The organism is Pseudaminobacter soli (ex Zhang et al. 2022) (genome assembly GCF_014595955.1).
GTDB lineage: Bacteria > Pseudomonadota > Alphaproteobacteria > Rhizobiales > Rhizobiaceae > Kumtagia > Kumtagia pseudosoli.
Map to the genome: position 1 here is coordinate 68,246 of NZ_JABVCF010000012.1, position 25,044 is coordinate 93,289.

The 25,044-nt window shown below is 64.8% G+C and carries 20 protein-coding genes and 2 pseudogenes; 21 read left to right on the forward strand and 1 reads right to left on the reverse strand.

Translation table 11 applies throughout. The features are described from left to right. Nucleotides 1-107: 107 nt before the first annotated feature. Nucleotides 108-257 (reverse strand): hypothetical protein, encoded by a 150-nt coding sequence (locus HUI96_RS21040; RefSeq protein WP_188256660.1) that lies wholly within the window; start codon nt 255-257, stop codon nt 108-110. Nucleotides 258-449: 192 nt separating this feature from the next. On the opposite strand from HUI96_RS21040, the gene HUI96_RS21045 reads away from it, so the two are divergent. From HUI96_RS21045 to rbfA, 21 genes and pseudogenes are all read left to right on the forward strand, one after another. After that, the gene (locus HUI96_RS21045) at nt 450-1,688 is read left to right on the forward strand and encodes a phosphopentomutase (protein ID WP_188256661.1); all 1,239 of its coding nucleotides are present in this window, start codon (nt 450-452) and stop codon (nt 1,686-1,688) included. Beyond that, entirely contained in the window at nt 1,681-2,568 is an 888-nt protein-coding gene (gene mutM / locus HUI96_RS21050; RefSeq protein ID WP_188256806.1) for a bifunctional DNA-formamidopyrimidine glycosylase/DNA-(apurinic or apyrimidinic site) lyase, read from the forward strand. The genes HUI96_RS21045 and mutM overlap by 8 nt, the downstream gene beginning before the upstream one ends. A 34-nt stretch (nt 2,569-2,602) precedes the next feature. Continuing rightward, nucleotides 2,603-3,376 carry an enoyl-CoA hydratase gene (locus HUI96_RS21055; RefSeq protein WP_188256662.1) on the forward strand — a complete coding sequence of 258 codons (774 nt, stop codon included), beginning with the start codon at nt 2,603-2,605 and terminating at the stop codon, nt 3,374-3,376. A gap of 150 nt (nt 3,377-3,526) precedes the next feature. After that, the gene (gene rpsT / locus HUI96_RS21060; protein WP_188256663.1) at nt 3,527-3,793 is read left to right on the forward strand and encodes a 30S ribosomal protein S20; all 267 of its coding nucleotides are present in this window, start codon (nt 3,527-3,529) and stop codon (nt 3,791-3,793) included. A gap of 1,025 nt (nt 3,794-4,818) precedes the next feature. Then, the gene (gene dnaA, locus HUI96_RS21065; protein ID WP_188256807.1) at nt 4,819-6,351 is read left to right on the forward strand and encodes a chromosomal replication initiator protein DnaA; all 1,533 of its coding nucleotides are present in this window, start codon (nt 4,819-4,821) and stop codon (nt 6,349-6,351) included. 183 nt (nt 6,352-6,534) lie between these two features. Then, nucleotides 6,535-7,653 (forward strand): DNA polymerase III subunit beta, encoded by a 1,119-nt coding sequence (dnaN, locus tag HUI96_RS21070; RefSeq protein ID WP_188256664.1) that lies wholly within the window; start codon nt 6,535-6,537, stop codon nt 7,651-7,653. A 22-nt stretch (nt 7,654-7,675) separates the two neighbouring features. Further along, nucleotides 7,676-8,824: a DNA replication/repair protein RecF gene (recF, locus tag HUI96_RS21075; protein ID WP_188256665.1), complete on the forward strand. Its 1,149-nt coding sequence runs from the start codon at nt 7,676-7,678 to the stop codon at nt 8,822-8,824. A 117-nt stretch (nt 8,825-8,941) separates the two neighbouring features. Then, nucleotides 8,942-10,525, forward strand: a complete 1,584-nt coding sequence (lnt, locus tag HUI96_RS21080) for an apolipoprotein N-acyltransferase (RefSeq protein ID WP_188256666.1) — start codon at nt 8,942-8,944, stop codon at nt 10,523-10,525. Nucleotides 10,526-10,613: 88 nt separating this feature from the next. Beyond that, the gene (locus HUI96_RS21085; RefSeq protein WP_188256808.1) at nt 10,614-11,033 is read left to right on the forward strand and encodes a helix-turn-helix domain-containing protein; all 420 of its coding nucleotides are present in this window, start codon (nt 10,614-10,616) and stop codon (nt 11,031-11,033) included. A gap of 144 nt (nt 11,034-11,177) precedes the next feature. Continuing rightward, nucleotides 11,178-12,440, forward strand: a complete 1,263-nt coding sequence (metK, locus tag HUI96_RS21090; RefSeq protein WP_188256667.1) for a methionine adenosyltransferase — start codon at nt 11,178-11,180, stop codon at nt 12,438-12,440. Nucleotides 12,441-12,457: 17 nt separating this feature from the next. After that, nucleotides 12,458-13,159, forward strand: a complete 702-nt coding sequence (trmB, locus tag HUI96_RS21095; protein ID WP_188256668.1) for a tRNA (guanine(46)-N(7))-methyltransferase TrmB — start codon at nt 12,458-12,460, stop codon at nt 13,157-13,159. A 286-nt stretch (nt 13,160-13,445) separates the two neighbouring features. After that, nucleotides 13,446-14,390 carry a tripartite tricarboxylate transporter substrate-binding protein gene (locus HUI96_RS21100; protein ID WP_188256669.1) on the forward strand — a complete coding sequence of 315 codons (945 nt, stop codon included), beginning with the start codon at nt 13,446-13,448 and terminating at the stop codon, nt 14,388-14,390. After that, complete coding sequence (locus HUI96_RS21105) at nt 14,387-14,875, forward strand: tripartite tricarboxylate transporter TctB family protein (protein ID WP_188256670.1); 489 nt, start codon at nt 14,387-14,389, stop codon at nt 14,873-14,875. The genes HUI96_RS21100 and HUI96_RS21105 overlap by 4 nt, the downstream gene beginning before the upstream one ends. Before the next feature lie 7 nt (nt 14,876-14,882). Then, on the forward strand, nt 14,883-16,427 hold the full coding sequence (locus HUI96_RS21110; protein ID WP_188256671.1) for a tripartite tricarboxylate transporter permease: 1,545 nt from the start codon (nt 14,883-14,885) through the stop codon (nt 16,425-16,427). Between the two features lie 370 nt (nt 16,428-16,797). After that, nucleotides 16,798-18,405, forward strand: coding sequence for an L-lactate permease (locus HUI96_RS21115; RefSeq protein ID WP_188256672.1), 1,608 nt, complete (start codon nt 16,798-16,800; stop codon nt 18,403-18,405). 171 nt (nt 18,406-18,576) lie between these two features. Beyond that, a complete protein-coding gene (rimP, locus tag HUI96_RS21120; RefSeq protein WP_188256673.1) occupies nt 18,577-19,224 on the forward strand; it encodes a ribosome maturation factor RimP in 648 nt (215 codons plus the stop codon). 50 nt (nt 19,225-19,274) lie between these two features. Next, nucleotides 19,275-20,870 (forward strand): transcription termination factor NusA, encoded by a 1,596-nt coding sequence (gene nusA, locus HUI96_RS21125; RefSeq protein WP_188256674.1) that lies wholly within the window; start codon nt 19,275-19,277, stop codon nt 20,868-20,870. 35 nt (nt 20,871-20,905) lie between these two features. Next, a complete protein-coding gene (locus tag HUI96_RS21130; protein ID WP_188256675.1) occupies nt 20,906-21,556 on the forward strand; it encodes an RNA-binding protein in 651 nt (216 codons plus the stop codon). Beyond that, nucleotides 21,553-21,993 (forward strand): annotated as a pseudogene (locus HUI96_RS30300) (translation initiation factor IF-2 associated domain-containing protein); the annotation flags it as partial. The gene HUI96_RS21130 and the pseudogene HUI96_RS30300, both read left to right, overlap by 4 nt. A gap of 117 nt (nt 21,994-22,110) precedes the next feature. After that, nucleotides 22,111-24,498, forward strand: a pseudogene (gene infB, locus HUI96_RS21135) (translation initiation factor IF-2); the annotation flags it as partial. A 96-nt stretch (nt 24,499-24,594) separates the two neighbouring features. After that, a complete protein-coding gene (gene rbfA, locus HUI96_RS21140) occupies nt 24,595-24,993 on the forward strand; it encodes a 30S ribosome-binding factor RbfA (protein ID WP_188256677.1) in 399 nt (132 codons plus the stop codon). Nucleotides 24,994-25,044 lie beyond the last annotated feature (51 nt).

Sequence of the window (25,044 nt, forward strand, 5' to 3'; positions counted from 1 at the left end):
GCTCGTCCGGTTGGGACGGAACAAGGTCCGGCGCCGCTTGTCCTCAAAATCCCTTTAGCAAGACCCGGACACCTATGCGAGACCTGCCTTGGGCTGCGGCGTGTCGATCACGGACAGGGGCGTCGCCCGCCCGAGTCGCAGAGACCGGCCAGCAGTGAAGGGATCGGTTGATTGCCCTCGAGCTCGACGATCGCCTGGAAGGAAATTGCAAAGCAGACGGCAAGCAACAGGATGACCAGCAGTCGCGGCATCGGCATGAGACGCATCCTCCAACGGATGGGCGATCGTCACCCATCTCTGCTGAACCGCGCCCCACCGCCGGCTTCATTGAGCGTTCAGACACATTGCTAGAACGTTAATCGAAGTTTAGTCATTTGGTTGCCGCACGGGCGAATTGTCATCCCCGACCGGTAAGCCTATCTGAAAGAACCTTCACCTCGGTCTGATTGATGGCACGAGCCTTTCTTTTCGTTCTCGACTCTTTCGGCGTCGGCGGCGCGCCGGATGCGGCCCGTTTCGACGATGCCGGCGCCGACACGCTCGGCCATATCGCCAAGTCGGCTGCCATAGGCGGCGCCGACCAGGAGGGCTTGCGCCGCGGACCTCTAAAGCTGCCGGTGATGGCCGCTCTCGGGCTTGGCCGCGCTGCCCGGATCGCAGGCGGCGCGGACCCATTCGAGGGCGCCGCGCTTCTGAGCGGATCCTTCCATGGCGCGGCCGAGGAGGTGTCGATCGGCAAGGACACCATCACCGGTCATTGGGAGATCGCCGGGATCCCGGTGCCGTTCGCCTGGGGTTATTTCCCGGAAACGGTACCAGCCTTTCCGCCGGAGCTTACCGAGGCGATCATCCGCGAGGGCGCAGTGCCCGGCATTCTCGGCAATTGCCATGCCTCGGGAACCGGCGTGATCGAAGAGTTCGGCGAGGAGCATATCCGGACCGGCAAGCCGATCTGCTACACCTCGGTCGACTCCGTGCTCCAGATCGCGGCGCACGAAACCCATTTCGGCCTGGAACGGCTTTACGAACTCTGCCGGACGGTGCGGCGGTTGGTCGATCCGCTCAACATCGGCAGGGTGATCGCCCGGCCCTTCGTCGGCGAGGCCGCCGGTTCGTTCGAGCGGACCGGGAACCGCCGCGACTATGCCGTGCCGCCGCCGGAGGCCACGCTGCTCGACCGCGTTGTCGAGCACGGCGGACGCGTGATCGCGATGGGCAAGATCGGCGACATCTTCGCCCATCGGGGGATCAGCGAAGTGCGCAAGGCCTCCGGCAACCTGCCGCTCTTCGACAAGACGCTTGTCGCCATGGACGACGCGAAGGACGGCGATCTGGTCTTCGCCAATTTCGTCGACTTCGATACGAATTTCGGCCACCGCCGGGACGTTCCCGGCTATGCCGAGGCGCTGGAAGCCTTCGATCGCCGTCTGCCGGAAGCGCTTGCCAGGCTGCGACCGGGAGACCTCCTCATCCTGACTGCCGACCACGGCTGCGATCCGACCTGGCGGGGAACCGACCACACGCGCGAGCGGGTTCCGATCTTCGGCGTGGCCCTAGGCAGGCGCGGTGGATCGGCCGGCCTGCGCGCAACCTATGCCGACATCGCGGAAACCATTGCGGCGCATCTCGGTCTGCCCAAGGGACCGCACGGCACCCCATTCTCGGAAGTGATTGAAGAAAATGCCTGAACTGCCCGAGGTGGAAACCGTCCGGCGGGGGCTCCAGCCGGTGATGGAAGGCGCGCGTATCGATAGGGTCGAGCTTCGCCGACCCGACCTGCGCTTTCCCTTCCCTGAGCAGTTCGCCGAGCGACTTGCGGGAAAGCGCATCGACAGCCTCGGCCGGCGAGCGAAGTATCTCGTTATGGACATAGAAAAGGGCCCTGCCCTCATCTGCCATCTCGGCATGTCGGGTTCGTTCCGGATCGAGCAGGAGGGGTCCTCAGGGATGCCCGGCCAGTTCCACCACGAACGGTCGAAGTCCGGGCTGCACGACCATGTCGTGTTCCATCTGGAAAACGCGGCCGGTCCGGCTCGCGTCATCTTCAACGATCCGCGCCGCTTCGGCTTCATGCTCTTCGCTGAGGATGGCGCGGCCAGCCATCCGATGCTGGCGGATCTCGGCCCCGAGCCCAACGGCAACGAGCTTGGCGGGGCCTTGCTGCGCGAGCGGCTGAGCGGCCGCATCGCCCCGCTCAAAGCCGCGCTCCTCGACCAGCGCACGATCGCGGGGCTCGGCAACATCTATGTCTGCGAGGCGCTGTGGCGCGCCGGGCTGTCGCCCCTGAGGCAAGCCGGCAGCATCGCCGGCCCCGGCAAGCGCGCGAAGGAGCGCAGCGAAGCGCTGGCGGCCGCGATCCGCACCGTGATCGCCGAGGCGATCGAGGCCGGCGGCTCGTCGCTTCGCGATCACATCCAGACGGACGGCTCGCTGGGCTACTTCCAGCGCTCCTTCTCGGTCTACGACCGGGAGGGTGCGCCCTGCCCCCGCACGGGATGTGGCGGCCATGTCGAACGGATCGTCCAGTCCGGCCGCTCGACCTTCTATTGCCGGTCCTGCCAGAAGTAGGATAGCCACGGCTGGAACAAGCAGGAGCGGATAAATGGCGTACGAAACCATCACGGTCGAGACCCGCGGAAGAGTCGGCCTGATCACGCTGAACAGGCCGAAGGCGCTCAATGCGCTGAACGGCCAGGTGCTGTCGGAACTGCTTGCGGCCACCAAGGCATACGATGCCGATCCGGAGATCAGCGCGATGGTGCTGACCGGTTCGGAAAAAGCCTTCGCGGCCGGCGCCGACATCAAGGAGATGCAGTCCAAGAGCTATCTGGACATGTATCTTGGCGACCTCTTCAGCGGCTGGGAGGAGTTCACCCGGATCCGCAAGCCGATCATCGCCGCGGTGGCGGGGTATGCGCTGGGCGGCGGCTGCGAACTCGCCATGATGTGCGACTTCATCATCGCGGCCGACACGGCAAAGTTCGGCCAGCCGGAGATCACGCTGGGCGTCATCCCCGGCATGGGCGGCTCGCAGCGCCTCACTCGCTTTGTCGGCAAGTCCAAGGCGATGGACATGTGCCTGACCGGCAGGATGATGGACGCAGCCGAGGCGGAACGCTGCGGACTGGTTTCCCGTGTCGTTCCCGCCGGCGAGCTTGTCGACGAGGCGCTCAAGGCGGCGGAGAAGATCGCCTCGTTCTCGTTGCCCGCTGTTATGATGGCGAAGGAGGCGGTCAACCGCTCCTACGAGACGACGCTGGCCGAGGGACTGCGGTTCGAGCGCCGGGTCTTCCACTCGTTGTTCGCGTTCGAGGATCAGAAGGAAGGCATGGCGGCCTTCTCGGAAAAGCGGAAGCCCGACTTCCGGAACCGCTGAGGCCGCGAGATTCTTGCCGGCCGGGCGATCCGGCGTTGACGGCCGGGCAAAGCTCCTCTATAAGCCCGACCAATCCGGGCGGCCTGCGGCTGCCCGACAGTGTTTTGCTCGCGGATGCGGGCCGCCATCACAGAGATCGAGAGAGGCAATATGGCCAACACGTCCTCGGCCAAGAAAGCTACGCGCAAGATCGCCCGTCGCACCGCGGTCAACAAGAACCGTCGCTCGCGCGTCCGCACGTACGTGCGCAAGGTGGAAGAGGCGCTGGCCGCCGGCGACAAGGCTGCCGCGGAGGCCGCATTTCAGGCCGCCCAGCCGGAACTGATGCGCGCCGCAACCAAGGGCGTACTTCACCGCAATACCGCGTCGCGGAAGGTTTCGCGTCTCGCGCAGCGCGTGAAGTCTCTGTCCGCCTGATCTTTCTTCATTCGGTTATCTCTAACCCGGCCTTTCAGGCCGGGTTTTTGTTTGCGCCGTTCTGTCTTAAGGCCGCATCCGCGAAGAACCGGCCCCTCTCGCAGCGGATCTTCGCTCAGCCATAGGCGCCCCAGGATCGGAACTCGACCATCCTGGCAGTTCCTGGCAGCCGCTCCACTAGCTTATCTGGAATAGGCCCTCTCCCAGTCAGCCAAGGCTTCGGGCTGCCGAGCTATTCCGTAACGTCGGCAAAATGCAGGCATGGCTTATCTCGCCATTCCGGTCAGCATCCCCACCAACTGGCGTCGGCCGACTGCCCGACTTGATGCGGCGTCAGGCTACCTTGCGAGCTTGCGGACATCGCTCGGCCACCCAGATCGGAACCATATCCATGGGTCAGGAAAGCCAATACTTCCCTTAGGGTACTGGCAACTACCGGCGCAAAGATCAGCCTCTTTGAAACGAATTCTTTAGACTCTGTAGTCAGTTAAGCTCATCTTATCCACAGACAATCCACAAAGGTATGGCGCCCTTCCGGGTACTACGAGAGTCAAGAGAAAAAATTCGCAGCCGGCAATATTTTCTCCAGTTACGCGCAAGGTTTTGATTCACAATGTTTTGGCAGAAAGATGACCGATTTCGTTGCCGGCAAAGTTTAAAAAACAGTTTCGGGGTACCTTGAGAGCGCCCGCCGGGTTGGCTACAGTCCGGCCATCAAACGAGGCGGCCTGAACAGCCAATCCTAGCACAGCGGGGGCTTTGTGAACGCGGGATTATTTTGTCCCGTGCTAGGACTGCGCGTCTCGTTTCGATGTAGCGAGAGTGGGGTGGCATTCAGCGTAACAGACAAGTAACGCTTCGGCCCTCGGCTGGAGTTGGGGTGCTTTTGCCCCGCGGCGGGTCCCGGTCATCGGCACCCTCGGTGCAATTGTGTTCGAGCGGTCCCGCGACGGCGGCGCGGCCTGATGTCGAAGGATTCGCGCTGCGCGGCAGCGCGGTCAGGAAGGAAGAACGAGGTGGAAAAGATGCATGGCGGCGTCGACGGGGAGCCGAAGGAAGGCTTCCTTTTTCCAGTCAAGGTGACCGAGGAGAGCGATGTGGGCAATGAGGGTGCCGAGGCCGTGTTCGAGCGGGTGAAGGCCCAGCTCAAGGCGCGACTAGGCGCAGACGTCTATTCCAGTTGGTTCGCCCGCATGAAGTTGTCGGAGGCCTCGAAGGGGCTGGTGCGCATCTCCGTGCCTACCGCTTTCCTGCGCTCCTGGATCAACAGCCACTATCTCGATCTCATTCACGAACTCTGGAAGCAGGAACAGCCCGATATCCTGAAGGTAGAGTTCATCGTGCGCACCGCGACGCGGGCCCCGCGCCAGATGGTCGAGAGCGATACCGCGGTTGCGCGCAAGCCGGTGCGTCAGTTCCAGTCGACCCTCTCTGCCGGGACCACCGCCGGGCCGGCGCCCGCTAGGGAGCCCGTCCGTCGCGCCGTCGTTGCCGACAGCGATCAGAAGAGCAGCGTGCTGGGCTCGCCGCTCGACCCGCGCTACACCTTCGAGTCCTTCGTCGAGGGAAGCGCCAATCGGGTAGCGCTGGCGGCGGCCAAGGCGGTGGCGGAGTCGGCGTCGCGTTTCAATCCGCTGTTCCTCCATGCCTCGGTCGGCCTGGGCAAGACCCATCTCCTGCAGGCGATCGCCGCGGAGGCGGTGCGTCGGGACCCCAGGGCGCGCGTCGTCTATCTCACCGCAGAATACTTCATGTGGCGCTTCGCCACAGCGATCCGCGACAACAACGCGCTCACCCTCAAGGAGCAGTTGCGCGACATCGACCTCCTGATCATCGACGACATGCAGTTCCTGCAGGGCAAGTCGATCCAGAACGAATTCTGCCATCTGATCAACATGCTGCTCGACAGCGCACGGCAGGTCGTCGTCGCGGCCGACCGCCCGCCGGCGGAACTCGAGTCGCTGGAGCCGCGCGTGCGCTCGCGTCTGAACGGCGGCGTTTCGCTGGAAATGTCCGCCCCCGACTTCGCGATGCGGCTCAGCATGCTGAGAGTGCGTCTCGCCGCGGCGAAGGCCGAGGATACGTCGGTGGAGATCGGCGAGGACATCCTCGTCCACATCGCCCAGGCGGTGACCGGCAGCGGGCGCGAGTTGGAAGGTGCCTTCAACCAGTTGCTGTTCCGGCTGAGCTTCGAGCCGCAGTTGACGATCGACCGCGTCGACGACCTCTTGCGTCACATGTACAAGTCGGGCGAGCCGAAGCGCCCGCGCATCGAGGACATCCAGCGGGTCGTGGCACGGCACTACAACGTGTCGAAGACGGAACTCTTGTCCAACCGGCGCACCCGCACCATCGTCAAGCCGCGGCAGATCGCCATGTATCTCGCCAAGGTGATGACGCCGCGCTCGCTGCCGGAGATCGGCCGCCGCTTCGGCGGACGGGACCACACCACCGTTCTCCACGCAGTCCGCAAGATCGAGGACCTGTCGGGTAACGACAACTCGCTGGCCCAGGAACTCGAGTTGCTGCGCAGGCTGATCAGCGACCAGACCACCTGACCACCCGCACGACGCCGGGTTACCCGGCTCAGGTTGTCGACAAAGCCCGCGGAACGGCTGCCATGCCGGTTCGCGGGCTTGCCTTTGCCTGATTTTTCCTGTCAGTCTGCGGAAAATCCCGCCACAGCCAGGCGGCCGGGAACACCGGCGGACTATCCGCTCCAAGCATTCGAGCCTTTCGTCATGCGTGTCATTCTGGAACGTGCCAACCTGCTCAAGTCGCTCAATCACGTGCATCGCGTGGTGGAGCGGCGGAACACTATCCCGATCCTGTCCAACGTGATGCTGACGAGCGACGGCCAGAGCCTGGAGATGAAGGCGACGGACCTCGACCTCGAGATCACCGAGGCGACACCGGCGCAGGTGGAGCAGCCCGGCGGCACGACCGTGCCGGCGCATCTTCTCTACGAAATCGTCCGCAAGCTGCCCGACGGCGCGGAAGTCATGCTGCGCACGGACGAGGACGGCAACGCTATGTCGGTGGTCGCGGGCCGCTCCAGCTTCCGCCTGCAGTGCCTGCCGCAGTCCGATTTCCCGCAGCTCACCGCTGGCTCCTTCACCCACACCTTCCGCATGGATGCGGCGGCGCTGAAGAAGCTCATCGACAAGACGCAGTTCGCGATCTCCACGGAAGAGACCCGCTATTATCTGAACGGCATCTATTTCCATACCGTCGAAACCGGAGGGAAGCTGAAGCTGCGCTCGGTCGCGACCGACGGCCACCGCCTCGCGCGCGCCGAGATGGACGCGCCGTCGGGCGCGGAGGGCATGCCCGGCATCATCATCCCGCGCAAGACGGTGAGCGAATTGCAGAAGCTGGTCGACACGCCAGATGTGGTGGTCACGGTCGAGCTCTCCGACACCAAGATCCGCTTCACCATCGGTGCGGTCGTGCTTACCTCGAAGCTGATCGACGGCACCTTCCCCGACTATCAGCGCGTCATTCCGACCGGGAATGACAAGCGGCTGGTGATCGATCGCGATAGCTTCGCCCGCGCCGTCGATCGCGTTTCCACCGTTTCCTCGGAGCGTGGCCGCGCGGTCAAGCTGTCGATCGCCGATGGTCAGCTTACGCTTACAGTCAATAATCCGGATTCGGGCAGCGCGACCGACGAACTCCCGGCCGACTACGACGCCGATCCGATGGAGATCGGCTTCAACGCCAAGTACCTGCTGGATGTCGCGGCCCAACTTAGCGGAGAGAATGCCCGCTTCATGCTGGCAGACGCCGGCTCGCCGACGCTCATCCACGACACGACGGACGAGGATACGCTCTATGTCCTGATGCCGATGCGGGTGTGATCCGGAGCAACGCCCCCACCCTATGACCGACCATCCGGCGCGGGTTCGCCTGGTCAGGCTGCGCCTCGCCAAGTTCCGCAATTACGAAAGCCTCGATCTTGCCATCGAGCCGCGCTCGGCCGTCTTCGTCGGCGACAACGGCGCCGGCAAGACCAACCTGCTCGAAGCGATCTCGATGCTCTCTCCAGGGCGCGGGCTGCGGCGCGCCGCCTATGACGAGATCGTGCGCGCCGGCGCCCAGGATGGGTTCGCAGTCCATGCCGTTCTCGAAGGCCCGTTCGGCGCCGTCGAGATCGGCACCGGCACGGCCGGTTCGGCTCCCGGTGAGAGCGGAAGGCGCATTCGCATCAACGGCGCGCCGGCGAAATCGGCCGACGCGCTGCTGGAATGGGCTCGCGTCGTATGGCTGACGCCTTCCATGGACACGCTGTTCACCGGGCCGGCGGCCGAGCGCAGGCGCTTCCTGGACCGGCTGGTGCTGACCATCGACCCCGGACACGGCCAGCGCGCTCTCGACTATGAGAAGGCGATGCGGTCGCGCAATAGGCTGCTCGCCGAGGCCTCGCGCGACCAGGCTTGGTTCTCCGCAATCGAGGCGCAGATGGCCGAGACCGGAGTGGCCATTGCTGCCGCCCGCGTAGAGCTCATCCGCCTGCTTTCGGCCATGATCGCCCGGATGCCCGCAGAGGGACCGTTCCCGCAGGCCGACACTACCCTTGTCGGCTCTCTGGAAGAGGCAATCGCCTCGTCTCCCGCAAGCGACGTCGAAGAGAAGTTCAGGGAGCGGCTCGCCGCCGAACGGTTTCGGGATCAGGCGGCGGGCCGCACCCTCGAAGGACCACACCGGTCCGACCTGCTGGTCCGCCACCGGCCGAAGGCAATGGAAGCGCAGTACTGCTCGACCGGCGAACAGAAGGCGCTTCTCATAGGTCTGGTGCTTTCGCATGCGCGGCTCTCCGGCGATGTCTCCGGTCAGGTCCCGCTGGTGCTCCTCGACGAGATCGCCGCCCACCTCGACCAGCAGCGACGGACAGCGCTGTTCGACATATTGGAGGAGATCGGCTGCCAGGCCTTCATGACCGGTACGGAAATCGGCCTGTTCTCGAGCCTGACGGGCAGGGCCCAGTTTTTCGACGTCGCCAGGGGCCAGGTTACGCTACATGCAGGCTGACCCGTGGCTCTCGCTTCGCGCTGGACACCTTGAGGTTGCGCGACGGCGGTTTTGCCGTTCGCGCGAAGAGCCTGCCCTGATACATCTATGATCCTGATTCGCGACTCGGAGCCGCGCATGCAGCGCCTGGCTGGACGTATTATCCTGCTGTCGGGGTGGCGCCGCGCCGCGACCGCATTCCTGGCCGGCGCCCTGTTGGTCCTTGCCCAGGCGCCCTACGACTTCTTCGCGGTCGGTTTCGTTTCGTTCCCCATCCTCGTCTGGCTGATCGACGGCGCCTCCCCTGAAGTGGGGGCCGGCCCGATCGGACGCCTACGGCCGACTTTCGCGATCGGCTGGTGGTTCGGCTTCGGCTATTTCCTGGCCGGCCTGTGGTGGATCGGCAGCGCCGTGCTTGTCGAGGCCGAGACCTATGCCTGGGCCCTGCCGCTGGCCGTGCTCGGGATCCCGCTGCTGCTTGCCTTCTTCTACGGCTTTGCCGCCGCGCTGGCGCGGCTGTTGTGGAGCGACGGCATCGGCCGCATCGCCGCCCTCGCCTTCGCCTTCGGTTTCACCGAGTGGCTGAGGACGTTCCTGTTCACAGGGTTCCCCTGGAATGCCGTCGGCTACGCGGCGATGCCGGTCCCGGTGCTGATGCAGAGCGCATCGGTGGTCGGCCTTATCGGCATGAATGCGCTTGGGACCTTCCTCTTCGCTATGCCGGCTCTGCTGTCGGGCGACCGGGATCGGCGGCTGGGGATGGCGATGGCGCTAGTGCTCTGCACCCTGCATGTCGGCTTCGGCTTCTACCGGCTCTCCCAGGCCCCGGAGCAGCCTCGGAGCACGATCGCCGTGCGTATCGTCCAACCCTCGGTCAGTATGTCCGAGAAGTGGGACGCCGCATTTGAGGACCGGGTGTTCGCAGAACTGATGCGCTCTAGCGGAGAGCCTCCTGCCGAGGGGCAGAAGAAGCCGCAGTTGATCCTGTGGCCCGAAACTTCGGTGCCGTTCCTGTTCACGGATCGGCCGGATGCACTGGCAGCGCTGGGGGCGATGCTGACCGACGGACAGATGCTGCTGGCGGGGGCGGTGCGCGACGAGGGAGTACGATCGAAGTCTTCGGAAATCTATTACAACTCGGTCGTGGCGATCGATGCCGGTGGCGAGATCGTCGAGGCAGTCGACAAGATCCACCTCGTGCCATTTGGCGAATACCTGCCCTTTGCGGAATGGTTGGCCAAGATCGGCATCGAGCAGATGGTCGCCGGACCCATGAACTTCGCCGCAGGCGCGGTCCGCCGCGCCATCACCCTTCCGGGTGGCCTCTCGGCGGTGCCCTTCATCTGCTACGAGATCATCTTTCCCCAACTGGTGGATGTTGACGCTGCGTCATCTGATATTATTGTCAACGTAACGAACGACGCGTGGTTCGGGGATACCCCGAGCCCATATCAGCACTTTCGCCAGGCTCAGGTGCGTTCGGTCGAAACGGGAATGCCTCTGGTACGTGCGGCCAATACAGGTATTTCAGGCGCGGTGGACGCCTACGGACGCATTGTCGACGCCTTTGGCGTGAATGCTCGGGGTTATCTCGACGTGGAACTGTCCGTTCCCCGGAAGGCGGCACATAGATCGGTCAACAATGAGATGGTCGGGCTAGCGATGGTCTTCCTGATGGGAGTGTTTGCCGCCTTGGGGTTGGTGCGGGCTCGTTTTACGTAGCGGCAGGACTTGTATATAGACGAAGCTAAGTGCCAGCGTTCTCGCGGTTTAGCCGGAGAGAAAGCGTCTCGGGAACGGCGAGGTGAAGATGGTCACCAAGGAAAACAAGAAGAAACCAAATCCAACCGACATTCATGTGGGCAGCCGGATTCGGCTTCGCAGGAACATGCTAGGTATGAGCCAAGAAAAACTTGGCGAAACACTTGGCATTACCTTTCAGCAGATACAGAAATACGAAAAAGGCACCAACCGTGTAGGGGCCAGTCGCCTTCAGGCGATCGCCGAAGTGCTTGGCGTCCCGGTCTCGTTTCTTTTCGAGGATGCTCCGGGACAGGACAGCGCGAATCGCGGGCTTGCCGAGGATGCCTCCGCCAGCCTCGCCATCGACTTCTGCACGAGCACTGAAGGCCTGCAGCTGAACCGCGCCTTCGTGAAGATCAGCGACTCCAAGGTTCGGCGCCGGATCATCGACCTGGTCAAGGCGCTGGCCGCAGAAGAAGGCAGCTAAGCCGTCCAGGTCGTCTTGACCAGAGCGCCCGCTGACTGGTTCACAAGTATTGACAGGGGTTAGTCTTGACGCGCCGCGCTGGCCTTCGTTATCCCCTTTGCCGACTGCGGCATTGTGCCGTTCAGCCTTCTTGAGGGGACACCCGTGGCGCGCCAGAACTATCTTTTTACATCCGAATCTGTATCGGAAGGTCATCCCGACAAGGTCTGCGACCGAATCTCCGACGAAATCGTCGATCTCGTCTACCGCGAGGCCAAGAAAGCAGGGATGAACCCCTGGGACGTGCGCGTCGCATGCGAGACGCTCGCCACCACCAACCGCGTCATCATCGCCGGCGAGGTTCGGGTTCCGGACACGCTGCTGAAGAAGGACAAGGATGGCAAGGTTCTCAAGGACGGCAGCGGCCATGCGCTGATCAATCCGTCAAAGTTCAAGTCCGCTGCCCGCAAGGCGATCCGCGACATCGGCTACGAACAGGCCGGTTTCCACTGGAAGAGCGCCAAGATCGACGTGCTTCTGCACGGCCAGTCCGCGGATATCGCACAGGGCGTCGACCGTGCGCAGGATTCCAATACAGAGGGCGCGGGCGACCAGGGCATCATGTTCGGCTATGCCTGCCGCGAGACTCCGGAGCTTATGCCGGCGCCGATCTACTACAGCCACAAGATCCTGGAGATCCTGTCGGAAGCGCGGCGCGCCAATTCCAGCGATGCGGGCCGGCTCGGCCCGGATGCCAAGAGCCAGGTAACGGTCCGCTATGTCGACGGCAAGCCTGCCGAAGTCACCCAGATCGTGCTCTCCACCCAGCATCTCGATCCAAACTGGGACTCGAGTAAGGTCCGCGAGGTGGTCGAGCCATATATCCGCGAGGCCCTCGGGGACCTGAAGATCGCCGGCGACTGCAAGTGGTACGTCAACCCCACCGGTAAGTTCGTGATCGGGGGACCTGACGGCGACGCGGGGCTCACCGGCCGCAAGATCATCGTCGACACCTATGGCGGCGCCGCACCGCACGGCGGCGGAGCATTCTCCGGCAAGGACACGACCAAGGTCGACCGTTCGGCCGCTTACGCTGCGCGCTACCTCGCCAAGAACGTCGTGGCCGCCGGCCTCGCCGACCGCTGCACCATCCAACTCTCCTACGCGATCGGCGTGGCGCAGCCGCTGTCGATCTATGTCGACCTGCACGGCACCGGTAAGGTCGAGGAGGCCCGGCTCGAGGAGGCGCTTCGCGAGGTGATGGACCTGTCGCCGAGCGGCATCCGCAAGCACCTCGACCTCAACAAGCCGATCTATGCAAAGACGACCGCCTATGGGCACTTCGGCCGCAAGCCGGGGCGCGACGGCTCCTTCTCCTGGGAGAAGACGGACCTCGTGAAGCCGCTCAAGCAGGCGCTCGCCGCCTGACAGTGGTTTTCGCCGAAATGACGGATGATGGGCGGCCGAGCCGCGCAACCGAGGGCTTCTTCGGGCGCCGGCGCGGCAAGCCCGTCCGCGCCGGCCAGGCCGAGGCGCTTGCCGCGGGCCTGCAGCGCTGCGGGCTCGACCTGACGACACCCGCCCCGGCTGACCTGCGCGAACTCTTCCCCGTTCCCGTCAGCCAGGTGCGGCTGGAAATCGGTTTCGGCGGCGGAGAGCATCTCTTCCATACCCTGACCGAGGAGCCGGAGGTCGGCTTCATAGGGGTGGAGCCTTTCGTCAACGGAATGGCCAAGCTGATGGCCCGGGTGCAGGCGGAGCCTCGCCCGAACCTGCGCGTCTTCGACGATGACGCGATCAGGTTGCTGGACTGGCTGCCCGCCGGCAGCCTCGATCGCATCGTCCTCCTCTATCCGGATCCCTGGCCGAAGAAGCGGCATTGGAAGCGACGTTTCGTCAGCCAGACTAATCTCGACCGTATGGCGCGCGCGCTACGCAGCGGCGGCGAATTTCGCTTCGCCTCAGACATCAACACTTACGTCAACTGGACCCTGCTCCACTGCCGTGCGCACGGAGCCTTCAAGTGGACGGCGCGCGAGGCCGCTGACTGGGACCTGCCCTTCGAGGGCTGGCCAGGCACCCGTTACGAAGCGAAGGCGCTGCGGGAAGGACGCCGGCCAGCCTATCTCACCTTCCGCCGCCGGTAATGCCTCGTACCACTCTGTGTCGGTGCGCGCTCCTGCCCCGATAGCGTTCGGCCACGATCTCGGGCATTATCGGTTCGCGAGAGGGTCTGCGCCGCGCGGCCATGTGCGCTATCTGGTCGTATGGTCACCGAATGGGGAGCACTTGCCAATCTGCCCCGCATCTGCGAGCGAAGGCGGCCTGCCATGGCTGGGACCGCCGCTCGAATGCCGCCGGCGTGCTGGCTTACGCAGCACCAAGCAAAGACAACCTATGCCGCCAAGCAGGCAACGTAACTAGGAGGAACGGGTGAAACATTTCTTTCTGACCACTTTGGTGAGCGGATTGCTGACGCTGTCGGCCCATGCCGCCGATTACAAGATCATGGCGCCGGCCGCGCCTGGCGGCGGCTGGGACCAGACCGCCCGCTCCATGCAGGCCGCACTGCAGGACGAAGGCATTTCGAGCAATGTGCAGGTCACCAACGTTCCCGGCGCCGGCGGCACGATCGGCCTCGCGCAGTTCGTGAATCAGGCGAATGGCGACCCGAGCCAGCTCATCGTCGGCGGATACGTGATGGTCGGTGCGATCCTCACCAACAACTCGCCGGTCACCCTCGAGCAGGTGACGCCGATCGCCCGGCTCACCGGCGAGTACGAGGCGATCGTCGTTCCCGCCGCGTCCGACATCAAGGACATGGCCGGGCTGGTCGAGAAGCTGAAGGCAGACCCCGGTTCGGTTTCGTGGGCCGGCGGCTCCGCCGGCGGTACCGACCACATCACGGCCGGCCTCATCGCCAAGGCCATCGGCGTCGACCCGACCAAGGTCAACTACATCGCCTTCTCGGGCGGCGGCGAGGCGCTGGCCGCCATCCTCGGCAACCAGGTCACCGTCGGCATCTCGGGCTATGGCGAATTCGCCGAACAGGTGAAGGCCGGCACGCTGCGCCTGATCGGCATCTCGAGCGACGAGCGGATCGAGGGCATCGATGCGCCGACCTTCAAGGAAGGCGGCGCTGACGTCTCGATCCAGAACTGGCGCATGGTTGCAGCCGCTCCGGGCATCACCGACGAGCAGAAGCACGCAATCACCGCCGAGATCGGGAAGATGGCCAAGTCCGCGACCTGGCAGAAGACGCTGAACGACAAGGGTTGGGCGGACACTTTCCTCGCCGGTGACGAGTTCTCCAAGCAGCTCAACAAGGACATCGAGTCCACCACCGTGATCCTGAAAGAGATCGGCCTCGTCAAATGAGGCTCGACTCGAGCCTGGCTCAGAAGCGCCGCCCCGATCGGGCGGCGCTTGTCATCGCCGCGGCCCTGATCCTCGCCGCGGTCGGCATCGGCTGGAGCGCCTATTCCGCAGGGGGAATCGCGACCTACTCGCCAGTCGGTCCCAAGACGGTGCCCTATATCATCGCCGTCGCCATGTTCGTGCTGGGCGTGCTGACAGTTGTTGCGGCGCTACGCGGCGATTTCCCGGAGCGCGAGCGACAGGACGTCGGGCCGATGGTCTGGGTGATCGGCGGCCTGGCCGTGCAGATGCTGACCATGAAGACGGTCGGCTTCTCGATTGCCACGGGCCTGCTCTTCGCCGCGACCGCACGCGGCTTCGGCCGCGGCCCGCTCTGGCTCACCATCCCGGTGGGCATCGTATTCTCGTTCATCGTCTGGTTTATTTTCGCCAAGGGCTTGCAGCTCTCTTTGCCAGCCGGCCCTCTGGAATCGCTCTTCTTCTAGGACAGCAATGGCCACCTTCGACCTTCTTGCACAGGGTCTGCTGGTTGCGCTGCAACCGGCCAACCTGCTCTACGCGCTGATCGGGGTGACCCTGGGCACGGCTGTTGGCGTCCTCCCCGGGATCGGGCCGGCGCTCACCGTCGCCCTGCTCCTGCCCGTCACCTACAAGCTCGACCCGGCCGGATCGCTGATCATGTTCGCCGGCATCTACTACGGCGGCATGTACGGCGGCTCGACCACCTCGATCCTGCTCAACACGCCGGGCGAGAGCGCCTCGATCGTGACGGCGCTGGAAGGGAACAAGATGGCGCGGCAGGGGCGCGGCGGGCCGGCGCTGGCGACCGCGGCGATCGGATCCTTCGTAGCCGGGCTGATCGCGACCCTGGGCCTCGCCTTCATCGCGCCGACGGTGGTGAAGTTCGCGCTCTCCTTCGGTCCTTCCGAATATTTCGCGCTGATGCTGCTCGCCTTCATGACCGTATCGGCGGCGTTCGGCGAATCCACGCTGCGCGGCCTCACTGCCCTGGTGATCGGGCTTGCACTCGGCCTGATCGGCATCGACCAACTGACCGGGCAGGCCCGGCTCACCATGGGTCTGCCAAACCTTTTCGACGGCATTTCGGTGACAACGCTTGCAGTCGCGCTCTTTGCAATCGGCGAGACGCTGGCCGTCGTCGCCGGCCATCGCTTCGGCGGCGAGAAGGCCCAGGCGATCAAGGGATCGGTAATGATGACGCGCGCGGACTGGAAGCGTTCCTGGATGCCCTGGCTGCGCGGCACCGCGATCGGCTTCCCGATCGGGGCGATGCCGGCCGGCGGAGCCGATGTCGCCAGCTTCCTCTCCTACTCGGCCGAGCGGAATTTTTCGAAGCACCCGGAAGAGTTCGGCAAGGGCGCGATCGAGGGTGTTGCGGGCCCGGAGGCGGCGAACAACGCCTCGGCGGCCGGGACGCTGGTGCCGCTGCTCACTTTGGGGCTGCCGACGACGGCGACCGCCGCGATCATGCTCGCCGGTTTCCAGCAATTCGGGATGCAGCCCGGTCCGCTCCTGTTCGTAACCAACGCGCCGCTGGTCTGGGGCCTGATCGCCAGCCTTCTCGTCGCAAACTTGATGCTCTTGGTTCTCAACCTGCCGCTGATCGGCCTGTGGGTGCGCCTGCTGACCATCCCCAAACCGTGGCTCTATGCCGGCATCCTGGTCTTCGCCACGCTCGGCACGATCGGGGCCGACGGCTCGACCTCCATGCTCGGTCCGGTTCCCGTCTCGTTCGGGCTCGGCCTGCTGCTCGCCTTCGGCGTGCTCGGCTATCTGCTGCGGCGCTTCGGCTATCCGATCGCGCCGGTGGTGGTCGGCCTGATTCTGGGCCCAATGGCCGAGAAAAGCCTACGCCAGGCGCTGCAGATCAGCCAAGGCGATCCAATGGCGCTGTTCCACTCGTGGATCGCCATCGCGCTGTGGCTGCTGGCGCTCACGGCGCTGCTGCTGCCGCTGTGGCTGCGGATGCGCGGACGCGGCAAGGTTTTGGCGCAGTTGGCGACAGACGAAGACTGAACGGAACTCGGCGGGAAGCCAAGTTCTCATCGGTACTTGACCCGGGCAGTTTCAGGCGGATCGATGCCGAGCTTGCGCAGGGGCGCGGCGGCGGCTCCTGTCGGCCTGTTCAACACACCGATCCCAAATTCCTGACAGCCTCTCGTCATCCGATCGACTTAACGTTGCAGGCATAATCTGCTAAGCTGCAAACTTGCACGAATTGCCGAAACGGCAAGCGTTGCAGGGGCCTTGGAAGGGCCTGGCGATCGAAACGAGATCCCTTCGTTGCAACTGGGAATCCTGGCTCTCGCCTCGATCATTCGCTTGAGGAAAACGTGAAACGTCCGCGCGCGGGCCTGCGCGAGCTCTCATATGGGCGGTCTTTCACATGTTCAGCCAAGTTCTTAATCCCACCGGGAATTTGTTCGTCACCTGGATCATCGCCCTGATCCCGGTCGCTGCATTGCTTTTCATGCTGGCCGCGCTGCGCTGGTCGGCCTGGGTCGCGACGCTCGTTGGGTCGATCATCACCTTTTTGCTCGCGCTCTTGATCTGGCGCATGCCGCTCGGCGACGGCGCCCTCGCCTACCTCTACGGCTCGGCGACAGGCGTATGGAATGTCGACTGGATCGTGTTCTGGGGTGTGATGCTTTTCAATACGCTGGTCACCACCGGCGCATTCGACAAACTGCGCCGATGGCTCATTGCGCAGGGAACACAAGACGTTCGTGTTCAGACCATCTTGTTCGCCTGGGCGTTTGGCGCCCTCCTGGAAGGCCTTGTCGGCTTTGGCTATCCCTGGGCATTCGTAGCCCCGATTTTGATCGCTATCGGGATTCCGGATCTCGACGCAATCCGGGTGGCCGCGATCGCCAACAATGCGCCGGTATCCTACGGAGCGCTCGGCGCGCCGATCATCGCGCTCGCCGCCGTCACCGGCTATCCCTTGCTGGCGCTATCGGCCTCGATCAGCAAGATCGTCGCGATCCTTGCGCTGCTGCCGCCGTGGATCCTGCTCTATCTCGTCTCCGGCAGTGTAGGCATGTGGGAGGCATGGCCCCTCGCGGTGGTCGGGTCGCTCGCCTATATTGCCGGCCAATTGCCGGTCGGCACCCTTCTCGGCCCCTATCTGCCGGATGTCGCCGGCGCCATCGTGTGCTTCGCCTGCCTGCTGATCCTGCTCAAATTCTGGCAGCCCAGGCAGATGCGAGCCTATGGTGGCGCGCCGCTGGCTAGTCCTGGAATGTCGGCCGCCGATCATGGCCTTTCCACCGGCGACATCGTCCAGGCCTGGATGCCGATCGCCGTCCTGATTGTCATCGTGGTCGCCTGGACCGGCCCCTGGTCCAAGCTGCCCAGCATCTCGTTGCTGAATGTGCAGGTAGCCGCGGCATCCTCCATCTCGGAAGGTGCGACCATCGCGGCGGCTTTCAAATGGACGCCCTTTGTCGGCGGCTCGGCCATCCTGGCATCATGGATCATCGTCGCATTGCTGCTGCGGGTGACCCGCCGGCAACTCAGCGAAATCTGGAACAAGACCTGGTCGCAGACGTGGGGAGCCTTGCTCGTCGGCATATTTATTTTCGGCCTGGCCTATGTCTACAACTATTCCGGCATGGCGGCGTCGCTGGCGAAGGCTTTCTCCTCGCTCGGCACCGGCTTTATCGTGGTTGCTCCCATTCTCGGCTTCATCGGCGTCGCCCTGTCGGGCAGCAACACCTCCACCAACGCGATGTTCGGCAAGTTCCAGGCACTGGTCGGGCAGATCCTCGGCTTCCCGCCGCTGCTGTTGCCGACCGTCAACTCGGTCGGCGCGGAGATCGGAAAGCCGATCGCGCCGCAGACCGCCAGCGTCGGCGTTTCCACCACCCGCTTCGTGCGCAACGAAGGCGAGGTCATCCGGCACAATTTCTTGTGGTGCCTGGTGGTGCTGGGCTATCTGATCGTGATCAGCGTCGCCTGCTATCTCTTCTTCCCCGGCATTGCCGAGCTTTGAGGTGTTTCGGCGCTCGGCCGATATGTGATCAAAAAGAAGCGACGCCTTGCTGGGCGGCCTTGAAAATCCCACTCCGAGGGGCTAGATACGTTTCAAATTCTTGGTCGGTATGGCGAAGAGTGGGTCCCTCCGGTCCCGCTCTTTTTTGTTACCCGGACCGGTGGAGACGCAATGACTGCCGAGCAAGGCGAACCGGACGACCGCATTATCCGCGAGAGCGGAACTGAGGCACGTGTCGCGGCCATCATCGCGCCGGTCATGCGTGCGATGGGTTTTCAGTTGGTGCGGGTGCGGCTGTCCGGCCAGAACGGGCTGACGCTGCAGATCATGGCGGAGCGTCCGGACGGCACGATGACCGTCGAGGACTGCGAGGAACTGAGCCGCGCGGTCTCCCCGGCGCTCGATGTGGATGATCCGATCGAGAAGGCCTATCATCTGGAGGTCTCGTCGCCGGGCATCGACCGGCCGCTGGTGCGCAAGTCCGACTTCGTCACGGCCAAGGGGCATCTGGTCAAGGTCGAGACCTCGATCATGGTCGCGGACCGCAAGCGGTTCCGCGGCAAGATCGAAGAGGCGGACGATGCGGGTGTGCTGATCGCGCGCGACCAGCCGGCCTACGGCGAGGATCTGACCGTCAGGATTCCCTACGAGGCGGTATCCGAGGCGCGGCTGATCCTGACCGACGACCTGATTCGCGAGGCGCTGAGCAAGGACAACAAGGCGCGCAAGGAAGCCAAGAAGCGGCGCGGCGAAACGGACGAAGAAGACACCACGGAAGCGGACGAAGGCTCCGCTGAGTCGGCAGAACCGAACGAGTGATATTTTGATCCGCGGGCGCCGGGCGCTCGCGAAACTGCTGGGAGAACAAAATGGCAGTCAGTGCAAACAGACTTGAGCTGCTGCAGATCGCCGATGCGGTCGCGCGCGAGAAGTCAATCGACAAGAGCATCGTGATCGCCGCCATGGCCGACGCCATCCAGAAGGCAGCGCGCTCGCGCTATGGCCAGGAGACCAACATCCGCGCCGACATCAACCCGCAGACGGGCGAGATGAAGCTGCAGCGGCTGATGGAGGTCGTCGAGAGCGTCGAGGACTACGCCACTCAGATCTCGCTTGCCGGCGCACGCGAGCGCAACCCCGACGCCGAAATCGGCGACTTCATCGCCGAGCAATTGCCGCCGATGGATTTCGGCCGCATCGCCGCACAGTCGGCCAAGCAGGTGATCGTGCAGAAGGTGCGCGAGGCCGAGCGCGACCGCCAGTACGACGAGTACAAGGATCGCATCGGCGAGATCGTCAACGGCACGGTGAAGCGCGTCGAGTACGGCAACGTGATCGTCGACCTCGGCCGCGGCGAGGCGATCATCCGCCGCGACGAGTTGATCCCGCGCGAGACCTACAAGTATGGCGACCGAGTGCGAGCCTACGTCTATGACGTGCGGCGCGAGCAGCGCGGCCCGCAGATCTTCCTGTCGCGCACCCATCCGCAGTTCATGGCGAAGCTGTTCACCATGGAAGTGCCGGAGATCTATGACGGCATCATCGAGATCAAGTCGGTCGCCCGCGACCCCGGCTCGCGCGCCAAGATCGCCGTGATCAGCCGCGATTCCTCCATCGACCCGGTCGGCGCCTGCGTCGGCATGCGCGGCAGCCGCGTGCAGGCGGTCGTTGCCGAGTTGCAGGGCGAAAAAATCGACATCATCCCGTGGTCGCCGAACGCGGCCTCCTTCATCGTCAACGCCTTGCAGCCGGCGGAAGTCGCCAAGGTCGTCCTCGATGAGGACGCCGAGCGCATCGAGGTGGTGGTTCCGGACGACCAGCTGTCGCTGGCGATCGGCCGCCGCGGCCAGAACGTTCGCCTCGCCTCGCAACTCACCGGCTGGGACATCGACATCCTCACCGAGGAGGAAGAGTCGCAGCGGCGCCAGAAGGAGTTCGTGGAACGCTCCAACCTCTTCATGGAGGCGCTCGACGTCGACGAGATGGTCGGCCAGGTGCTTGCCTCCGAAGGCTTCACCAGCGTCGAGGAAGTCGCCTACGTGGACGCCAGCGAGATCTCCTCCATCGACGGCTTCGACGAGGAGACCGCGCAGGAGATCCAGTCGCGTGCACGCGACTACCTGCAGAAGATCGAGGCCGAGCACGACGAGAAGCGCACGAAGCTCGGCGTGCAGGACGAACTGCGCGAAATCCCCGGCATGACCACCGCGATGATGGTCACGCTCGGCGAGGACGGCGTTAAGACCATAGAGGACTTCGCCGGTTACGCCGTCGACGATCTCGTCGGCTGGAAGGAGCGCAAGGACGGCGAGACCAAGATGTATCCGGGCGTGCTCGCCCCGCATGACGTGTCGCGCGCCGACGCCGAGAACATGGTTCTCGCCGCCCGCCTGAAGGCCGGGTGGATCAGCGAGGAGGAAATGGCCGCCGAAGCCGAACAAGACGCCGAAACGGCGGACGCGTGAGGTGACCCATCTCCAGGCAGTCCCTTCACGACGAGATGAACGATCGCACTTGCATCGTGACGCGCGAGCGCCGCGAGCCGGATGATCTCATCCGGTTCGTCGTCGCGCCCGACGGCACGGTCGTTCCCGATCTGAAGAGAAAACTGCCCGGCCGCGGTTGCTGGGTGACGGCGGAGCGCCTACATGTGAGCAGGGCGGTGGCGAAGAACCTGTTCGCGCGCGCCTTCAAGCGTCAGGTTACCGTCTCTCCAGACCTGCCTGAACTCATCGACCAGGTCATGACCCAGTCGGCCTTGGGTGCCGTGGGGCTGGCCCGGAAGGCCGGAGCGGTTGCATTGGGCGCCGCAAAGGTCGAAAATGCGGTCCGTACCGGTGAAGCGCTGCTTGTGCTTCACGCGACGGATGCCTCGCCAGACGGGGTCAGGAAGATCACCCAGGCAAGGCGTGCCACAGCCCATCTCGGCGGCCCGAAAATCCGCGCCTACAAACTTTTCTCGGAAGCCGATTTGAGTTTGGCATTGGGCGGCACAAATGTGATACATGCTGCCGTTCTCGCGAAGGAGGCGGGACGGGCGGCTCAAAGGCGCCTCACGGCGCTCGACCGCTACCGGGGCGGCTCCCCGGACGACGAGGCGATGTTTGCGGCGATCGCCGGAGACGAGGCCGCCGCAGAGGATATGGAATGAGCGATACGAAGTCCGGCGACGACCATACGTTGACCGTTCACCCGAAGAAGACACTGACCCTGAAGAGGCCGGGCCTCGAGCAGGGCACGGTGCGCCAGAATTTCTCGCACGGGCGCAGCAAGTCCGTGGTCGTCGAGACCAAGAAGCGCAAGTTCACGATGCCCGGCGACCGCGCCGAAGCACCGCAAGCGCCGGCTGCCGCGCCGCGTCCGCAGACTGCTGCCCCCGCACCCGCTGCCGCCCCGGCTGCGCGTCCGCAGCCTGCCCCTGCCGCTGCTGCGCCCACGGCTGCTCCGGTCGCTCCGCAGCCACAGCCTACCCCGGCAACTGCTGCGCCAGCCGCTGCCCCACCCGCCGCTGCACCTGCAGCCGCTCCGGCCCCGCAGGCGCCTGAAGCTACAACTGCGCCCACGGCGGCCCCGACTCGTCCCGAAACTCCTGCCGCGGCGCCGGCGCCTGAGCCGGTTCGCTCCGCTGCCCCTGTCTCCACGCGCCCGCAATCTTCTGGCCAGCCGCGGCCTCAGGCGTCCGGTCAGTCAAGGCCGCAGGGGTCCGCGCAATCACGGCCGCAGGGCTCTGCTCAGCCGCGTTCCCAATCCGGCCCCGCCGGCCAGCCATCACGCCCCGCTTCGCCGCGTCCCGCACGCACCGGGATGGTCCTGAACGAGCTCTCCCGCGGCGAGATCGAGGCCCGCCGCCGCGCCCTGGAAGGCTCGCAGGCGCGCGAGTTGGAGGACCGCGCCCGGGCGGCCGCCGATGCCAAGCGGCGTCAGGAAGATGAAGAACAGCGCCGTCTCGAGCGCGAGGCCTCCGCGCGCCGCCAGGCCGAGGAAGAAGCCCGTCTCCAGAAGGAGGCGGAAGCCCGTCGCCGGTCCGAGGAAGAAGCGCGCCGCCGCGCTCCTCAACTCGACGTGTCTCCTGATGAGGACGAATCCACGCGTCCCCGCAGTGGCGCAGGCGCAGGCGCAGGCGCAGGCCTGCGCGGCGCACCGCCGCGCCGCCCGTCGGCTGCCGAACTCGCTCGTCCGGCCCGCGGTAAAGGGGAGGACGATCGCCGCCGCGGCAAGCTCACGGTCGTCACTGCGACCGGGGATCAGGACTCTCGTTCGCGCTCGCTCTCCTCGATGCGTCGCCGCCAGGAGAAGTTCAAGCGCGCGATGCAGCAGGAGCCGCGCGAGAAGATCTCGCGCGAGGTGGTGCTTCCCGAGACCATCACCATCCAGGAACTGGCGCAGCGCATGTCCGAGCGCGCCGTGGACGTCGTCAAGTACTTCATGAAGCAGGGCCAGATCCTGAAGCCCGGCGACGTGCTCGATGCCGACACCGCGGAGCTCGTGGCGTCGGAATTCGGCCACACGGTTCGCCGCGTCGCCGAAGCCGACATCGAGGAAGGCTTCTTCGGCGGTCCGGACAATCCGGAAGACCTGCAGTCGCGGCCGCCGGTGGTCACCATCATGGGTCACGTCGACCACGGCAAGACCTCGCTGCTCGACGCCATCCGCAGCGCCAACATCGCTTCCGGCGAGGCGGGCGGCATTACCCAGCATATCGGCGCCTATCAGGTCGAGAAGAACGGCAACAAGATCACCTTCATCGACACGCCCGGTCACGCGGCGTTCACCGCGATGCGTGCACGTGGCGCGCAGGTGACGGACATCGCCGTCCTCGTGGTTGCGGCAGACGATTCGGTCATGCCGCAGACGATCGAGTCGATCAGCCACGCCAAGGCGGCTGGTGTTCCGATCATCGTTGCCATCAACAAGATCGACAAGCCGTCGGCCAACCCGCAGAAGGTGCGGACCGAACTGCTCCAACACGACGTGTTCGTGGAATCCATGGGCGGTGAAATCCTCGACGTCGAGGTCTCGGCCACCAAGGGCACGAACATCGACAAGCTGCTCGAAGCGATCCTGTTGCAAGCCGAACTGCTCGACCTAAAGGCCAATCCGGACCGCACCGCGGAGGGCGTCGTCATCGAGGCCAAGCTCGACAAGGGCCGCGGCGCTGTCGCCACGCTGCTCATCAAGACGGGCGACCTGCTGGTGGGCGACATCGTCGTGGCCGGCAACGAGTGGGGCCGCATCCGCGCCATTCTCGACGATCGAGGCGAGTCGCTGGAAGGCGCCCTGCCGTCGCAGCCCGTGGAGGTGCTGGGCCTTCAAGGCACGCCTATGGCGGGCGACCGTTTCGCGGTCGTGGATTCGGAGGCTCGCGCCCGCGAGATCACCGAGTACCGCCAGCGCAAGGCGCGCGACAAGGCCGCGGCACGGCACGTCAACCAGCGTGGTTCGCTGGAGCAGATGATGTCGCAGCTGCAGTCGGCCGGCGTGAAGGAGTTCCCGCTGGTGGTGAAGGCCGACATGCAGGGCTCCGTCGAGGCGATCGCGGCCTCGCTCGAGAAGCTCGGCAACGACGAAGTGCGGGCGCGCATCGTCCATGGCGGCGCGGGCGCGATCACCGAGAGCGACGTTTCGCTCGCGCAGACGTCCGGCGCCGCAATCATCGGCTTCAACGTCCGTGCGAACCCACAGGCCCGCCAGGCTGCGGAGCAGGCCGGCATCGAGATCCGCTACTACAGCATCATCTACAATCTGTTGGATGACGTGAAGGCGGCGATGTCGGGCCTCCTGTCGCCGGAGCGGCGCGAGACCTTCCTCGGCAACGCCGAGATCCTGGAGGTGTTCAACATCACCAAGGTCGGCAAGGTCGCGGGCTGCCGTGTCACCGAGGGCCGCGTGGAACGCGGCGCCGGCGTGCGCCTGATCCGCGACGGCGTCGTGATCCACGAGGGCACGCTGAAGACGCTGAAGCGCTTCAAGGACGAGGTTCCGGAGGTTCCGGTCGGCCAGGAATGCGGCATGGCCTTCCAGAACTACGAGGACATCCGCCAGGGCGACATCATCGAGTGCTTCCGCGTCGAGATGGTGACCCGTACTCTGTAAAGAGGCCTAGGCTCCTCTAGATGGCCGGCTAGACCGGCCCTTTCCCTCGGCTTTCACTGCGGCGCGGTTCAATCCCGCGCCGCAAGGATCATTGTGATGTCCAAATCAACCAGTTCCGGCCCATCCCAGCGCATGCTTCGCGTCGGCGAGCAGGTGCGCCACGCCCTTTCCGAGCTTCTGCAGCGCGGCGAGGTGCGCGACGACGTGATCGAGTCCACCGTGATCTCGATCTCGGAGGTGCGCATGTCGCCCGACCTCAAGATCGCCACTGCCTTCGTCGCGCCGCTCGGCGCGGCCGACGACGCAGCCGTGATCGAAGCGCTCAACCGTCATGCCCGCTTTATTCGTGGCCGCATGTCGCCGGCGCTGCGGCAGATGAAATACATGCCGGAATTCCGTTTCCGGCTGGACACCAGCTACGACAATTTCGCCAGGATCGACCGGCTTCTGAAGTCGCCGGAGGTCGCGCGGGACCTGGACAAGGAAGAGGAATGAAATACGCCTACGTTCTCTCCCCCCTTGAGGGGGAGATGGCTGCGAAGCAGC

Bases quoted from the DNA above. Each gene is read 5' to 3' on its own strand.
- HUI96_RS21040 (WP_188256660.1), bottom strand. From the start codon at position 257: ATGCCGATGCCGCGACTGCTGGTCATCCTGTTGCTTGCCGTCTGCTTT.
- HUI96_RS21045 (WP_188256661.1), top strand. From the start codon at position 450: ATGGCACGAGCCTTTCTTTTCGTTCTCGACTCTTTCGGCGTCGGCGGC.
- mutM (WP_188256806.1), top strand. From the start codon at position 1,681: ATGCCTGAACTGCCCGAGGTGGAAACCGTCCGGCGGGGGCTCCAGCCG.
- HUI96_RS21055 (WP_188256662.1), top strand. From the start codon at position 2,603: ATGGCGTACGAAACCATCACGGTCGAGACCCGCGGAAGAGTCGGCCTG.
- rpsT (WP_188256663.1), top strand. From the start codon at position 3,527: ATGGCCAACACGTCCTCGGCCAAGAAAGCTACGCGCAAGATCGCCCGT.
- dnaA (WP_188256807.1), top strand. From the start codon at position 4,819: ATGCATGGCGGCGTCGACGGGGAGCCGAAGGAAGGCTTCCTTTTTCCA.
- dnaN (WP_188256664.1), top strand. From the start codon at position 6,535: ATGCGTGTCATTCTGGAACGTGCCAACCTGCTCAAGTCGCTCAATCAC.
- recF (WP_188256665.1), top strand. From the start codon at position 7,676: ATGACCGACCATCCGGCGCGGGTTCGCCTGGTCAGGCTGCGCCTCGCC.
- lnt (WP_188256666.1), top strand. From the start codon at position 8,942: ATGCAGCGCCTGGCTGGACGTATTATCCTGCTGTCGGGGTGGCGCCGC.
- HUI96_RS21085 (WP_188256808.1), top strand. From the start codon at position 10,614: ATGGTCACCAAGGAAAACAAGAAGAAACCAAATCCAACCGACATTCAT.
- trmB (WP_188256668.1), top strand. From the start codon at position 12,458: ATGACGGATGATGGGCGGCCGAGCCGCGCAACCGAGGGCTTCTTCGGG.
- HUI96_RS21105 (WP_188256670.1), top strand. From the start codon at position 14,387: ATGAGGCTCGACTCGAGCCTGGCTCAGAAGCGCCGCCCCGATCGGGCG.
- HUI96_RS21110 (WP_188256671.1), top strand. From the start codon at position 14,883: ATGGCCACCTTCGACCTTCTTGCACAGGGTCTGCTGGTTGCGCTGCAA.
- HUI96_RS21115 (WP_188256672.1), top strand. From the start codon at position 16,798: ATGTTCAGCCAAGTTCTTAATCCCACCGGGAATTTGTTCGTCACCTGG.
- rimP (WP_188256673.1), top strand. From the start codon at position 18,577: ATGACTGCCGAGCAAGGCGAACCGGACGACCGCATTATCCGCGAGAGC.
- nusA (WP_188256674.1), top strand. From the start codon at position 19,275: ATGGCAGTCAGTGCAAACAGACTTGAGCTGCTGCAGATCGCCGATGCG.
- HUI96_RS21130 (WP_188256675.1), top strand. From the start codon at position 20,906: ATGAACGATCGCACTTGCATCGTGACGCGCGAGCGCCGCGAGCCGGAT.
- rbfA (WP_188256677.1), top strand. From the start codon at position 24,595: ATGTCCAAATCAACCAGTTCCGGCCCATCCCAGCGCATGCTTCGCGTC.